Origin of the sequence: Nonomuraea antri (assembly GCF_013283785.1) — a bacterium.
Lineage (GTDB): Bacteria > Actinomycetota > Actinomycetes > Streptosporangiales > Streptosporangiaceae > Nonomuraea > Nonomuraea antri.
This window is the reverse complement of record NZ_JABCPZ010000151.1, coordinates 13,218-27,516: the sequence shown is the minus strand read 5'-3', so window position 1 is coordinate 27,516 and position 14,299 is coordinate 13,218. Positions and strand designations below refer to the sequence as shown.

Below are 14,299 nucleotides of genomic sequence, written 5' to 3'. Positions count from 1 at the left end.
CAGCCTCAAACCGCCACGCGAACAACCCCCACGCCAACAACCCCCACGCCAACAACCCCCACGCGAACAACCGCCGCGCCAACACCCGCGCCGCCTGGATCGCCATCCTCCCCACAGCCGCCTCCGCCCTCCTGGCACTCTGGCTGGCCTGGGGCCCCGGCTTCAGCTACCTCTCGGGCGAACCGTCCGGAACACCCCCCACCGGCCAGACCTACGGCACCATCCCCACCGGCGGCATCCCGATCTCCCTGACCATCCAGGCAGACGACCTCTCCGCCGTCCTCGGCGTCCTGGTCACCCTCGTGGCGCTCGCCGTGCAGGTCTACTCGGTCGGCTACCTCAGGGACGACCCCCGCTACCCCTCCTACAGCTCCTTCATCAGCCTGTTCACCAGCGCCATGCTCCTGGTGATCTACGCCGGCGACCTCCTGGTCCTCTACGTCGGCTGGGAGATCATGGGCCTGTGCTCCTACCTGCTCATCGGGCACTGGTGGGAAGACCGGGCCAACTCCCGCTCCGCGGTAAAAGCGTTCCTGGTCACGCGTCTGGGTGACGTCGGCTTCCTGTTCGGCATCTTCGTACTCGGCACGGCGGCGGGCAGCTTCCGCATCGCGGACGTGCTGGCCAAGGTGCCCGACATGTCCGCCGCCACCCTGGTGACGGCCACCATGCTCCTGCTCGCGGGCGTGGCGGGTAAGAGCGCCCAGGTGCCGCTGCACACCTGGCTCCCGGACGCCATGGCGGGCCCGACCCCCATCAGCGCGCTGATCCACGCGGCCACCATGGTCGCCGCCGGCATCTTCATCGTGGCCAGGCTGTTCCCCGCCTTCCTCGGCGCCCGCCAGACGCTCGACGTCCTGGCCGTCCTGGCCGCGCTCGGCATGCTGGGCGCCGCGCTGGCCGCACTCGCCCAGGACGACCTGAAACGCGTGCTGGCCTACTCCACGATCAGCCAGCTCGCCTACATGGCAGGCGCGCTCGCGGCCGGCTCCGACACGTCCGCGATCTTCCATCTGCTGACGCACGGCGCGTTCAAGGCGCTGCTGTTCCTGTGTGCGGGTGCGGTGATCCACCACGTCGGCTCGAACCTGATGACGCAGATGGGCGGCCTGCGCCGCGAACTGCCGGTCACGTTCGTCACGATGACGGTGGGTCTGGCCGCCCTGATGGGCCTCCCGCCGGCCAGCGGCTTCTTCAGCAAGGACGCCGTGCTCGCCGCCATCGACGACACTCTCACCGGCGCCGGCTCCGGGCTGACCGACGCCGCGGCCCTCCTCCTGTACGGTTGCGCGCTGGCGACCGTCGCCGTCACCGGCGCGTACGCCACCCGAGCCTGGCTACGCACGTTCTTCGGACAACCGAGAGCGGTTGCGCTGCCCGAACCCCAGCCAGGCACGGCACACGTCGTGGACGTCACCGAGGCGCCGCGGACCATGCTCGTCCCGCTGATACTCCTCGCGGCCCCCGCCCTGGTGCTCGGTTTCGCCGGCGAACCGCACGTGGACCTCGCCGTCGCGGCCGTCAGCGTCGTACTCGCGCTGCTCGGCGCGGGCGTCGTGTACGCGGCCTGGCGCAGTGACCCGGTCGCCGACCCCGCGCGCCTGCTCGGCCCGCTGCGTGTGCCGTGCGAGCGGGCGTTCTACGTCGACAACGTGTACGCCGCGCTGTTCGTCCGTCCGGTGCTGGCCCTGGCCAGGCTCGTGGTCAGAACCGACGACACGGTCGTGGACGGCGCGGTACGCGGCTCGGGACGCACGGCCCGGAGCCTGTCCGGCGTCCTGCGGCTGGCCCAGAACGGCAACGCCCAGCTGTACGTGAGCGGCGTCCTGGCCGGAGTCCTCTTGATCGTGGTGGGGGCGGTGGTGTTCACATGACCAACTGGCTGGCCGTCGCGCTGCCCGCCGTGCCGATGCTCGGCGCGTTCCTGCTGGTCGTGGCCCCGAACGTGCTGCGGCCCGTGCTGCGCGGCTACGGGCTGGCCGTGTCGGGGGCGACGCTGGTGCTGGCCGCGGCGCTGGTGGCGACGTTCGACTACGAACAGGCGGCAGGCGCCGGGCAGGCGGCCCGGCCTCAGTTCGAGGTCGACTGGCCGTGGATCCCGGGCCTCGACCTCCGCTTCCATCTCGGCGTCGACGGCATCTCGCTGCCACTGATCGCGCTGACGGCGCTGCTGACGTTCCTCTGCTTCGGCTACCTGTGCTGGGGCGGTGGACGCGAGCCGGGGCAACTGCTGCGGCATCGGCCGCGAGCGCTCGTGTTCACGCTGCTCGTGCTGGAAGTCGGCATGATCGGCACATTTCTCGCCCTCGACCTGCTGCTCTTCTTCGTCTTCTTCGAGATCGTGCTCATCCCCATGTACTTCCTGATCGCGATCTGGGGCGGCGCCGGGCGCAGGAGAGCCGCGGTCAAGTTCATCCTGTACACGCTGCTCGGTTCGGTCGTGATGCTGCTCGGCCTGCTGCTCATCTGGGCGCAGACCGGCACGCTCGACATCGTCGCGCTGGCCCAGGCGCACGGGGCGGGCCTGGCCAGAGGCGTACAGATCCTGGCATTCGTGGCGATCGGCATCGGTCTCGCCGTCAAGACGCCGATGTGGCCCCTGCACACCTGGCTGCCCGACGCGCACACCGAAGCACCCACCGTCGGCTCGGTGCTGCTCGCCGGGGTGTTGCTCAAGATGGGCACGTACGGTTTCGCCAGAATCGCCATCCCGATCCTGCCGGAAGGCGCGGCGGCGGTGGCGCCGTGGCTGGGCGCGCTGGCCGTGGTCGGCATTGTCTACGGCGCGCTGGCCTGCCTGGCCCAGCGGGATCTGAAACGGATGATCGCCTATTCGTCGGTCGGGCACATGGGCTTCGTCCTGCTCGGCTTCGCCACGCTGACCCCGACCGGCGTCAACGGCGCCCTGTTCGCGAACATCGCGCACGGCCTGATCACCGGCCTGCTGTTCTTCGTGGCCGGAGCGATCAAGGAGCGGTACCACACCGCCGACATGCCGTCGATCGGCGGCGGCATGCTGGCGACCCTGCCGCACCTGGGGTCGGTGCTCACGTTCGCCGCCATCGCCTCGCTGGGCCTGCCCGGGCTCGCCGGATTCTGGGGCGAGTTCCTGGCGCTGTTCGGCGCGTTCGATCCGTCGGACGGGTTGTCGCGGCCGCTGTTCCTCACGTTCATGGTGATCGGCGGGCTGGGGGCGGTACTGACGGCGGCGTACTTCGTGGTCATGTTGTCCCGCGTGACCCACGGCCGCCCGGCCGCGCTCCCTGCGGTCCCCGGCCATGCCGCGGACGACGACCTCGCCGACGTACGACTGCCCGACGACCGGCTCACTCACCGGACCCCGGACGAACGCCCCGTCGCCCCGCTCGGCCAGCCACGTCCAGGAGCGACGGCCACGGCAACACTGACGGACCTGCCCACGGAAGACACACCACCGCAGCACGCACCCTCAGGGACCGCACTCCCGGGGGACACCTCACGACAGGACATGTCGCCCGAAAGCGTGCGGCAACCGGACGCCTCACCAGAGCACAAGCCACCACAGAACCCGAACACGGCACACTCGGCCGGAAACCAACCCCACGACGAGCCCAACCGCGAGCCCCACGACGGGCTCCACGACGAGCCTCACCGCGAGCTCCACGACGGGCTCCACGACGGGCTCCACGACGGGCTCCACGACGAGCTTCACGACGAGGCCGAACCACCTGAGCGACAGACACCCCCCGGGCCGCCACCACCGCACGACCCGGCCCCTGAAGATCGAACCCAGCCCCACGACATCAGGCCCTACGAACTGGCCGCCTGGGTGCCACTCGTCGTGCTGATCCTGCTGTTCGGCCTCTGGCCCGGCCTCCTGCTGTCCCTCACCACCCCGGCCGTGCAGAGCCTGCTGGGAGCCCTGTCATGATCCAGCAGATCGACTACTTCGCCATCGCGGTCCCGCTGACCCTGGCCCTGTTCGCCGGGTTGGTGCTGCTGGTCGACGCGTTCCTCCCGGCCACCGGGCGCAGCAGGTCCGTGCTGGGCCTGATGACACTGGCCGGCGTGCTCGCGGCCCTGGGGTTCGTGGTGGCACAGGCCGTCGCAGGCGGGGGCGCGCGATCGACCTTCTGCGTCCCGGACAGACTGGCCGCCGGCGCGGGCGCCGAGGCGGGCGGCCGGTTGTGCTCGTTCGTCGTGGACCGCTTCACGCTGGTGTTCGCCGGATTGATGCTGCTGGCGGCCGTGGTGGTCGTCCTGATGTCGATGACGGAGCTGGCCGGTGGCGGCATCCCGGTCGGCGAGTGGTACTTCCTGCTGCTCTGCACCCTGGTCGGGGCCGTGAGCCTGCCCGCCGCCCGCGACCTCATCATGCTGGTGGTGGCGCTGGAGCTGGTCTCGCTCCCGGTCTTCGCGCTCACCGCGCTGAAACGCTACGACGGTCGCGCCTCCGAGGCCGCGGTCAAGCTGTTCCTCGTGTCGGTCGTGTCGACGGCCGTCATGCTGTTCGGGGTATCGCTGCTGTACGGGCTGGCGGGCACCGTGTACCTGTCCCGGCTGGCGGCGATCTTCGGCGGCCGGATCCCAGCCCCTGGCCTGGCGGAAGGCGTCCATGCGCAGGCGTTGGAGGCCGCGCATGGATTGCCTGCCGTCGTCACGGTCGGGGTGGTGCTGGTCGTGGCCGGGTTCGCCTTCAAGATCGCCGCCGTGCCCTTCCACTCCTGGGCCGCCGACGTCTACCAGGGCGCGCCCGTCCCCGTGGCGGCGCTGCTCTCGGTGATCTCCAAGGCGGCCGGGTTCGCCGGGTTGATCCTCATTCTGATCACCGCGCTGGCCGGTCAGGGCGGCACCTGGGTGCCGATCGTCGCTATCGTCGCGGCGCTCACCATGACCGTGGGCAACCTGCTGGCCATGCGTCAGCGGTCTGCGGTGCGCCTGCTGGCCTGGTCGTCGGTGGCCCAGTCGGGCTACATCCTCGCGCCGCTCGCCCTCGCGAGCACTCCGGCTGCGGGTCCGGGAGCTGGTGACGGCATTCTCCTGGCCCAGTCCGAGGGGACGCCGATGTCCGGTCCCGCGGGCACCTCCGTCGCCTATCTGGTGATTTACGCGGCCATGAACCTGGGCGCGTTCGCCGTGGTCATGCTCGTGTCCCGAGTCACGGCACGCAACGAGCTCGACGACTATCGCGGACTGGCCTTCCGCAGCCCGGCCGCGGGCCTGGCGCTGGCGTTCTGCCTGGTCTGCCTGGCGGGCCTGCCGCCGGGGCTGGCGGGGCTGTTCGCCAAGGTCTTCGTCTTCCGCGAGATCGTCCAGGGCGGGATGGGGTGGCTCGCCGTGGTCATGGCCGTCAACACGGTCATCGGCCTGTACTACTACACGGTCTGGGCGGCGCGTCTGTTCGCGCCCGCGCGGCCGGAGCTCGCCGCGCCGCGCGGGGTGCTTCCGGCGACGTGGCTGGCGGTCGGTCTGGCGCTGGCGGTGGCGGTCCTGTTCTCCGCCGCGCCGCAACTGGTCCTCGACATGACCTTCTTATCCACCCCGAACTGAACCCCGCCCGGGCGCCCGTAAAACACCAGGGTCAGAGGAAGCGGGGCCCGTGCGCCATGGCCGGCGACACAGGCGCTCATCACGATCGGGGCTCATCCCTCACGATCGGACGCCCGTCCCTCGTGGTCAGGTGCCCGTCCTTCACAGTCAGGTGCCCGTCCGTCGTGCCCGATAGCGAGGGGACGTGTGATCGTCCAGCCCCCGTACGCTCCGGAGGGCACGCCCTCGACTACGGCGGGGAACGTTGGAGCGGGTGGTAAGCGTTGGACGGGGTGAACCCAGGCCACGAAGGGGGGAGCCTTGCACCACAACGGTCTGCGAACAGCCATCCTGCTCGGCGGCCTGTCCGCGTTCATTCTGGCGGTGGGCGCGTGGCTGGGCGGCGGCATCGGCCTGCAGATCGCGCTCGTGCTCGCCCTGGCCGTCAACGGCTTCGCCTACTTCTTCTCCGATCGCATCGCGCTGTCCGCGATGCGTGCCCGCCCGGTCAGCGAGGTCGAGCACCCCACCCTGTATCGCATCGTCCGCGAGCTCTCCACCGCGGCCAGGCAGCCGATGCCCCGCCTGTACATCTCGCCGACCATCCAGCCGAACGCGTTCGCCACCGGCAGGAGCCCGCGCCAGGCCGCGGTCTGCGTCACGTACGGGCTGACGCGACTGCTCGACGAGAACGAGTTGCGCGGTGTGATCGGGCATGAGCTGTCCCACGTGTACAACCGGGACATCCTGATCTCGTCCGTGGCCGGGGCACTGGCCACGATGATCACCTGGGTCAGCTACGTGGCCGTGTTCTTCGGCGGCTCGGACGACGACGAGGGCCCCGGTTTCCTGGGCGCGTTGCTCATGATGCTGTTCGGGCCGGTGGCGGCGGGGATGGTCCAGATGGCCATATCCCGCACGAGGGAATACCAGGCCGACGAATCGGGCGCCAGGCTCACCGGCGACCCGCTCGCACTCGCCTCCGCGCTTCGCAAGATCGAAATGGGCGCCCGCAGGCTTCCGCTGCCGGAGAACAGCCGACTAACCTCGGCCTCACACATGATGATCGCCAATCCGTTCAGCGGATCCGGTTTCGGCCGGCTCTTCTCGACGCATCCACCCACGTCCGAGCGGGTGGCACGGCTGGAGCGGATGGCCGGTTACCGCCGCTGACAGACGAAGGTTGCGTGACGATCGGAATATGGGTCGAACCCCCCGGATGACCCCGGCAGAGCAGAAGTTATGGAACGCCTTCCCCACAGGTGAGACCGTCGAACTTGGGCCGGTCACCCGGAGCGTCGTCGGACGTCCGGCCGGAGAGAACGCGCCGAAGGACGGCGCCTCGTGGGGGCCGGAACGCACGATCAGAGCCAAGGTCATCGCCTGGCTGCTGCTCGGCGCCCGCGACGGCGGCGCGGGCGCGGTCCCGGCGGTGCGGCTCTCCGGCGCGCGCATCACGGGACGGCTGGAGATCCTCGGCGGCAACGTGGCCCATGAACTCATCCTGAGCGGCTGCCACCTGGACGAACCTGTGAATTTCTCCGGCTCCATGACCCGGACCATCCGCATGACCGACTGTTATCTCCCCGGCTTCAGCGGCGGTGGCATGCGCGTGGCCGGACACCTCAGCCTGTCCGGCTCGAACGTGACCGGTTCCATCCGTCTCGCCCGCGCCCAGTTCGAGAGCGGCCTCTGGCTCGGCGGCACCAAGGTCACGGCGGACGAAGCCGACGAATGGGCGTTCTACGCGGGCTCTCTGGTGGTCGATTCCGGGGCGTTCCTCCGTAACGCGGACTTCACCGGAGGCGTCCGGCTGGTCGGTTCGCGGCTGAACGGCGGCCTGTTCCTGGACGGCGCGACGCTTCGCAATCCGGGCAAGGAAGCTCTGACCGCCGACAGCATGGTCGTCGAGGACATCATGTCGTGCGGCGGCGACTTCGCCGCGCTGGGCTGCGTACGGCTCCGCGGCGCCCGGATCAACGGGACACTCTCCATCAACGGGACGATCCGCAGCCCCGACACCCGCTACGCGCTGCAGGCCAGCCACGCGGAGATCCGTCAGCTGTACCTTCTCCCCGCCGAGCCCATCGACGGCGTCGTGACGCTGACCCACACCCGGCTCGGCTCACTGCACGATTCCCCCGACACCTGGCCGGAGAAACTGCGCCTGAACGGCATGGTCTACGAGCGGCTCATCGGCAGCGGGCACGAACGCAGGATCCTCTGGGTCGGGCGCGATCCGGAGGGATTCCGGCCGCAGCCGTACGAACAGTTGGCCGCCTGGTACCTCAGGGACGGCAACGACCTGCTCGCCCGCCGCACGCAACTCGCCAAGCTCCGCGAGAACCGGCGCACGCAGGGGATCGGCGGCCGCGTGTGGGGGCGGCTGCTCGACGTCGCGGTCGGGTACGGATATCGCCCCTGGCTGGCCGGCGTGTGGTTCGCGCTGCTGCTGGCGATCGGGACGGTCGTCTTCTCCCAAACCCCGCCCAGGGCGCTCAAACCGGCCGAGAGCCCCGATTTCAACGCGTTCGCCTACACCTTTGACCTGCTGCTCCCGCTGCCGGCTTTCGGGCAACGGGAGATGTTCGACGCGATCGGGTGGACGCAGTGGCTGGCGTACACGCTGATCGTGCTGGGGTGGGTGCTGGCGACGGCGCTGATCGCGGGCGCTACGCGAATTCTCCGTCCGACGTGATCTTCCGCAGCAGCGCCGCGAGGTCCGGCGGGAACACGACCTCCTCGGTCCGCTCGAGCTCCTCGGCGCTCCACCATCGGTACGCGGTCGTCGTGTCCTTCTCGATCTGCTCCATGTGATCGAAGGAGACGGTGGCGTCGCCGACCCGGACTGCGAAGAACGTCTGGTCCTGGGTGATGTGATAGTCGCCGAAGAAGAACTCGATGGTGTTCGTACCGTAGGGGCCGGTGAACGCCTCGGCGTCCGCCCGAATGCCGACTTCTTCGTACAGCTCCCTGGCGGCGGTCTGCTGCAGCGTCTCGTCGTCCTCCAGCGCGCCCCCGACCGTGAACCAGAACGGCTGCTCGGGCCGCGCTGGGTCGAATCCGTGCAGCAACAGCACGCGATCCTGGTCGTCGATGGGGAGGGCGCGAGCCGTGTAGCGGCGCAGCGGGATCTTCGTCACAAGAATGGAGCTTACGTTCCACAAGAGACGAAAGCGCGAACGGACAACCACCCCGAACCGGACAGCGCGGGAGGGGTACACGCAGGAAAGCCGCGCGCCAGGCAGCGATAGCCACCGCCGGCGAGCCCCCGAGGCGCCAGCGACGGCGGCGATGCCTCCACCACGCAAATGCCCCAAAGCACCGCGCCCCACGACCTACCGATCGATCCAGCCGCTACCCCGAGCCCCTGAAGCCCTCGCCGTGCTCCGGAAGACCTCCCCGAGCCTCTGAAGCCGTCCCCGTGCCTCCGGAGCCCTCGCCTGCTCCGGAAGCTCGGCGACGAGGATGGCGCGCGACATGCGGGGACATCTGGGGACATGTGGGGACGTGCGAGGGACGTGCCGGGGGCACAACACGCCGAAGCGGCAAGCAGCGAGGCCCGATCATGTCGCCTGCCCGGATGACAACACCCTCAACCGAACACCCCACCCGGGAGGGGGCGATTTGCGACGATTGCCGTCCACTAGGAGCGGCAGCCGCCCAACAGACACTCGCCCGATCGCCTGGGCCCGGCGGCGCCAGTCACCTCAGAGGCGGCGGCGGCCCGCGAACCACAGACCGCAGCCCGCTCCACCACCCGATCCCACCACCGACGGCCCGACCGCTCGAACAGAGTCCCTACCGGTAGTTCACGAACTGCAGGGCGATGTCCAGATCCTTCCCCTTGAGCAGGGTAATGACATCCTGCAGGTCATCCTTCTTCTTCGAGCTGACCCGCAGCTCCTCGCCCTGAATCTGAGCCTTGATCCCCTTCGGCCCCTCGTCCCGGATCAGCTTGGAGATCTTCTTCGCGTTCTCCTGGTCGATCCCCTCCTTGAGGGCGACCATCATCCGGTACTCCTTGCCGGACAGCTTCGGCTCACCCGCGTCCAGAATCTTCAGCGACAGGCCCCGCTTGACCACCTTGTCCTTGAACACGTCGAGCGCGGCGTTGGCCCGCTCCTCGCTGTTCGCCTTGATCTCGATGTTGGTCTGCCCGGACCAGCTGATGCTCGCCCCGGTACCTTTGAAGTCGAAGCGGTGCCCGATCTCCTTGACCGTCTGGTTCAGCGCGTTGTCGACCTCCTGTCGGTCGATCTTGCTGACGATGTCGAAAGACGAATCGGCCAAAACACCCACCCTCTCGGCTGCGTAAGAGTTGTTCTGGGATCCGGCTTCCCTGGCGTACCCGGACGGCGAAACGCACGGACCCAGCGAATGAGCCTAGCCAGCATCGGCGCCCCGCGCAGGCCGCCATCCCTCCCAACGGCCCCCGGAACGCCTGCTTTTTCGGCGGACCTGCCACCCGAGATCCGGCTCGGGACAAACCGGTTTCACGTACACCTCAGAAGTCCGCTATCCTTCTGTCTGTCGCCGCAGAGCGGATGACACGGCAGGTTGCCCGAGTGGCCAAAGGGAGCGGTCTGTAAAACCGTCGGCTCAGCCTACGCAAGTTCGAACCTTGCACCTGCCACACCAGCGGGAAGAGGCCCGTCACCAGCGGAAACGCGGTGACGGGCCTCTTCTGTTGTGTCCGGGCGTCCACGGCTGACGCCGGTCTCCTACGGGTGGCTACGCTGAATGCGCGCTGAAGATCATCGGGCTTGTTCAGGGGAGTCGGGCGGCTTCGGTGACGTCGCCGGCAGGGCTGCCTCGATGCGACGCATCGCCTCAGCCTGCCCACCAGAGATGCACTTGGCGTAGACCCGCAGCAGCACCTTCACGCCGTGGCCGGCCCACTCGGCGACCTGGGGCGGATTCACGCCCGCGTTGAGCCACGCGGAGACACACGCATGCCGGAAGTCGTACGGCCGGCCGGCGATTCCCGCAGCCCGTTCGGCAGGCGTGAGGGCGCGCTTGCGTGCCGCGTGCCACACCGGGAGATAGGTACCGTCGCGAATGATGCCGCGGCGAGGCCCAGTGAAGATGCGCCCGTCTCGGTTGGCGGGGAATTCGTCGAGGTGGGCGCGCAGCAGCGCGACCAGATCGGGGTGAACAGGCACTGGCCGCCTTGCCTTCAGCGGCGGATCGCTAACAGTAACCAACGAGTCGCAGGACTTCCGCTGGCTGGCCGCGGACGAGGTGCGCACGCTGTCTGTCCAAGCGTTTGCTGTGCGCGTCCTTGACGCGCTAAACAGCGACGGCAAGCCTTCCATCCGAAACATGATGGAATTCGCGTTATAGGGGATTAGGTCGATCTGCTCCCGTTTCGTCCGTGTCATATCGAAGTACCGTGTTCTCTGGCGTGGCTGTAAAGAGATACTCTACAAGCAGAGAGAACTCGCTAGCTTGCTGCGCTGCTGCAATGCACGTGAGCGACCTTGCCTTACTTCTTCAAGGTCATGCAGCTTCGCGTGCGCTTGAAAGGCGTGATATCGAGATTATCGATTGATCTGGAGAGTTGCACTTCTAGGGCGTGATTCCCGCTTGAACGAATCCCCTCCAGCGAAAGTTCATCGATAGTGAGATGGTGGGACGATGCTCAGAGATGATCTCCGCGAGACTCTGACGGTCCACTGACTGAGCCACCGAATATGGGAAGTTCCCCTTGCTCGGCGCCATTTTTGACGCTGAAGTTGCCGATAATTGCTTCGCCAAGTTCATCGCGAGAACGAATTGATTGCCCGCCTGCAGCAACCAAAATGCGATTCCCTTCAGGCGTACTCTCGCCGAAATTCAGCACGAGAACCGGCCGCCCAGCTCGCATTGCCCCTTGTCCAGCGGCAAGAGTCCCACCTTTCTCGCCGGCTTCGACAACGACCAGTGCGCGACTCAGACCGTAGATTACACCGTTCCTTGCCATGGCGGCGTAGGCTGTCCATCGCTGAGATGGCTGGAACTGTGATATCACCAATACGCGTCTTGCGTCGAACGTTCCGGAGAAAACTCTCTTTATTCGGAAGTGATTGAACCCCTCTGCTAGCACTACTACAGTCTTGCCTCCCGCGGCGAGGGCGGCAAGATGGGTTGTGGTATCGACGCCCTTTGCGTAGCCCGACACTACTACCATGTTGTGTCTAGTGACCTCTTCTCCGCAAGCGTGGGCTGCCTTCAATCCGAGCTGAGTGGCAGATCGTGACCCGCACATTCCGACTGAAGGTGCATGGAAGAGATCGGAATTTCCCCAGTAGAAGAGAATCGGCGCTATCGGCCGCCCTTTCTTGATCAAAGACTTTGGATAGTCTGGATCGGTGAACATTGTAACGCGAATCGCTTTCTCGGTAAGGGCTGATGCCTCCTCTAGAATTGATTCTCTGTCCGTGTCGTCAAGCTCATCAAAAAGCTGTACTAATGCTTCCTGTCCGTGATCGCACAAAACCTGCGTTATCCGTGATGGAGTACGAAGTTCTTTGAATGCTACGAGGGCGAGAGCGAGCGTGAAGTGCTCAGCGTAGGACATGCTTAGCTCCTCATGGTGCGGACGGCACTAAGGCCGAAAACCCTTGCCGCTCCGGACTGTCGTGCTGCGAGAGCGGCCTTGCGCATCGACGATCCACTTCGACATACATCGTCTAGGACAATCACGTCCTGCCCATGCAAAGTAGTTGGGATCTCAAAGGTGGCATCGGCAGCACTACCACCTTCCTTTGCTGGTGGCCTAGGGCCGGACGTGCATATAGTTTGAACTAGCGGCTTGTCGACTTTTTGTGCTACTGCCGCGGCGAGCTTCTCGCCGAAACTCTGTCCGTCCGCCTTGTGGCCTGGGACGGTTACTATTACATCGCCATCTCTGTATAAGGGATGGCGTCTGAAGAAGTTCGCGAACACATCAACTAAATCTGTGCGAGCTTGATTTCTTGAGGTTCCCGCTGTGTAGTATTTACCCCTGTAAACCAATTCCCCGATGGGCGTATTCTTCCATTGCATCGGATCCTCCGACGACTCCGGGTCCTTGTACCAGTCTAGCGCTATCGAGCAATCAAGTCCGGGATTTCTTCGAAGACTTAGCACTTCGGTTAATAAACCGGCTAATTCCCGTATCTCGCTTGGCAGGCCCGTTGGGAACTCTAGCTCGTATGTGTACGTCTGCATCCTTTCCGAAGGAACTGGCACTAATCTGCAGAGGTCGGAGGCTGCCATTAGAATTTGCTGCACCGCTTCTTCTGGTCCGCGCAGATCGAGCCACCGTAGGGGGCGATCCATGTCGCGGTACTTGTAGACCGTGTAATCCGCCAGTCGATTGGCCCTGCTGTCCGGTGTGAAGGGTGGAACAGGCCGGAAGAGTGACACGCTCTCGCTCCGAGTGTCCTAGCTGATGATGTTGGTCGCAAATGCTTGATCTCATAGTGTGAGCCCTTCGTGCAAGATTGGACAGAGATGTGAGCTACCCAAGCGCGACAAGCCCGGTCAGAGCCCCCGGCTGCATCGCTGGCATGGTAGGCGGTTCTAGCCTCTGGACTATAAGGATGGCGGCCGACAGTTTGTTCGAAAGGCTATTGGCTTGCCCCTGTGACCTGCTGCTCCGCGACTTAGCGCCTGTGAAGAGGCGTTGGAGATCAGCTACCACGCCTGATCTGCGGTGGCTTCGAAGGATGAGACTCTCGACAGGGCCCCTCCAAGATGGAGCGGGCGGAACCTGGTGTGTCCAGGGCGAGAGGCTGCGTTGAATGGGTGCGAAGCTGGCCGACTGGTAAGGCAAAGGTGCAGGTCAGAGGCGCCTTCGCGGATCCCCTGTAAACCGTCGGCTCAGCCTACGCAAGTTCGAACCTTGCACCTGCCACACCAGCGGGAAGAGGCCCGTCACCAGCGGAAACGCGGTGACGGGCCTCTCGCGTTGTGTCCGGCTGTCCACAGCTGACACCGGTCCCGTATGGGTGGCTGAGCCGAATACGCGCCGAAGATCGTCAGTCCGTCTCGGAGGCATCTGGGCCCCGCCGCAAGGCTCGACGCTTGCTCGGTGGGGCTGAGGGCGCGTTCGCGCTCTTTGTGTCAGACCGGCAGGTAGTAGTGCTTTGTTAGGTCTGTTGATGGCTGCTGCGGCGTGACGGGTTCAGCCTTTGACGACAGGTAGGGCATGCGCCGGCCCAGGTCGCGAGCAGCAGTCGTAACTCGCGGATGACCTTGTAGAGGGTCAGGCCGGCGCAACCGCTTTTGCGGTCGAGTCGCAGCAAGGGTAATGAACGGGTGCGCGGCGGTGACAAGAGACATGGCGGTGCCGGCCGGTCCAGGACCGGCCTTCGAAATGGTCCAGCCCCAGGCCGGTTTTCAGCTCGCGGTAGTCGTGCTCGATCCGCCGGCGGATCTTGCCGTACCGGATCAAGTCAGCTGGTTCGGTATCAGCAGGCAGGCTGTACAGCCAGTACTTGACTGGTTCGCTCTCCTCGTCGGGCCATTGCGCGATCAGCCGCCGCTCAGGCAGGGTGCCGTCGCCTGCGCGAGATATGCGGTGCTCGGCCGGCCGTACCCGCAGGAAGACGAAGTGCGAGCTCATGGCGCCCTTGGAGCCTTCGCGCCAGGTGAGTGTGACCGCGGCGTCGTGACCGACGGCCAGGACGTGTTCGGCCAAGCTGACGGCGGTATCGGGGTAACGCAGGCCGGTCCGGGTGGGAGGCCGGCCTCGGCCGGACCAGAGCCGGGGCACTCTGAGCACGTCTGGGGGCGTGCGGCCTGCTGGTACAGCGGACCAACG

9 protein-coding genes, 1 tRNA gene and 1 pseudogene are annotated in these 14,299 nt (G+C 66.4%); 6 read left to right on the top strand and 5 right to left on the bottom strand.

Annotated features, from left to right (window positions below):
- The 5 genes from HII36_RS36485 to HII36_RS36465 all read left to right on the top strand — a co-directional run.
- On the top strand, positions 1–1,874 hold a 1,874-nt coding region (locus tag HII36_RS36485), incomplete at its 5' end, for an NADH-quinone oxidoreductase subunit 5 family protein (RefSeq protein ID WP_173527878.1).
- Positions 1,871–3,910 (top strand): NADH-quinone oxidoreductase subunit M, encoded by a 2,040-nt coding sequence (locus tag HII36_RS36480; protein ID WP_236004235.1) that lies wholly within the window; start codon positions 1,871–1,873, stop codon positions 3,908–3,910. The genes HII36_RS36485 and HII36_RS36480, both read left to right, overlap by 4 nt.
- Positions 3,907–5,529 carry an NADH-quinone oxidoreductase subunit N gene (locus tag HII36_RS36475; protein ID WP_173527877.1) on the top strand — a complete coding sequence of 541 codons (1,623 nt, stop codon included), beginning with the start codon at positions 3,907–3,909 and terminating at the stop codon, positions 5,527–5,529. The genes HII36_RS36480 and HII36_RS36475 overlap by 4 nt, the downstream gene beginning before the upstream one ends.
- A gap of 300 nt (positions 5,530–5,829) precedes the next feature.
- Positions 5,830–6,681 carry a zinc metalloprotease HtpX gene (htpX, locus tag HII36_RS36470; protein WP_173527876.1) on the top strand — a complete coding sequence of 284 codons (852 nt, stop codon included), beginning with the start codon at positions 5,830–5,832 and terminating at the stop codon, positions 6,679–6,681.
- Between the two features lie 28 nt (positions 6,682–6,709).
- Positions 6,710–8,206 (top strand): hypothetical protein, encoded by a 1,497-nt coding sequence (locus HII36_RS36465; RefSeq protein ID WP_236004234.1) that lies wholly within the window; start codon positions 6,710–6,712, stop codon positions 8,204–8,206.
- On the opposite strand, the gene HII36_RS36460 is transcribed toward HII36_RS36465, so the two are convergent.
- Together HII36_RS36460 and HII36_RS36455 are read right to left on the bottom strand one after the other, a co-directional pair.
- A complete protein-coding gene (locus HII36_RS36460) occupies positions 8,181–8,651 on the bottom strand; it encodes an NUDIX hydrolase (RefSeq protein WP_173527875.1) in 471 nt (156 codons plus the stop codon). The two genes, HII36_RS36465 and HII36_RS36460, sit on opposite strands and share 26 nt — an antisense overlap.
- Positions 8,652–9,309: 658 nt before the next feature.
- Entirely contained in the window at positions 9,310–9,801 is a 492-nt protein-coding gene (locus tag HII36_RS36455; RefSeq protein ID WP_173527881.1) for a YajQ family cyclic di-GMP-binding protein, read from the bottom strand.
- 261 nt (positions 9,802–10,062) lie between these two features.
- On the opposite strand from HII36_RS36455, the gene HII36_RS36450 reads away from it, so the two are divergent.
- Positions 10,063–10,144: transfer RNA gene (locus tag HII36_RS36450), tRNA-Tyr, on the top strand.
- Positions 10,145–10,265: 121 nt separating this feature from the next.
- On the opposite strand, the gene HII36_RS36445 is transcribed toward HII36_RS36450, so the two are convergent.
- The 3 genes and pseudogenes from HII36_RS36445 to HII36_RS36435 form a co-directional block, all read right to left on the bottom strand.
- Entirely contained in the window at positions 10,266–10,892 is a 627-nt protein-coding gene (locus HII36_RS36445; protein ID WP_173527874.1) for a site-specific integrase, read from the bottom strand.
- Between the two features lie 260 nt (positions 10,893–11,152).
- Positions 11,153–12,070: a DNA-processing protein DprA gene (locus HII36_RS36440; RefSeq protein ID WP_173527873.1), complete on the bottom strand. Its 918-nt coding sequence runs from the start codon at positions 12,068–12,070 to the stop codon at positions 11,153–11,155.
- 1,671 nt (positions 12,071–13,741) lie between these two features.
- Positions 13,742–14,263: pseudogene (locus HII36_RS36435) on the bottom strand (transposase); the annotation flags it as partial.
- Between the last annotated feature and the right edge of the window lie 36 nt (positions 14,264–14,299).

Excerpts from the sequence above, each read along its gene's own strand:
- HII36_RS36480 (WP_236004235.1), top strand. The coding sequence starts at position 1,871 with ATGACCAACTGGCTGGCCGTCGCGCTGCCCGCCGTGCCGATGCTCGGC.
- HII36_RS36475 (WP_173527877.1), top strand. The coding sequence starts at position 3,907 with ATGATCCAGCAGATCGACTACTTCGCCATCGCGGTCCCGCTGACCCTG.
- HII36_RS36465 (WP_236004234.1), top strand. The coding sequence starts at position 6,710 with ATGGGTCGAACCCCCCGGATGACCCCGGCAGAGCAGAAGTTATGGAAC.
- HII36_RS36445 (WP_173527874.1), bottom strand. The coding sequence starts at position 10,892 with ATGACACGGACGAAACGGGAGCAGATCGACCTAATCCCCTATAACGCG.
- HII36_RS36440 (WP_173527873.1), bottom strand. The coding sequence starts at position 12,070 with ATGTCCTACGCTGAGCACTTCACGCTCGCTCTCGCCCTCGTAGCATTC.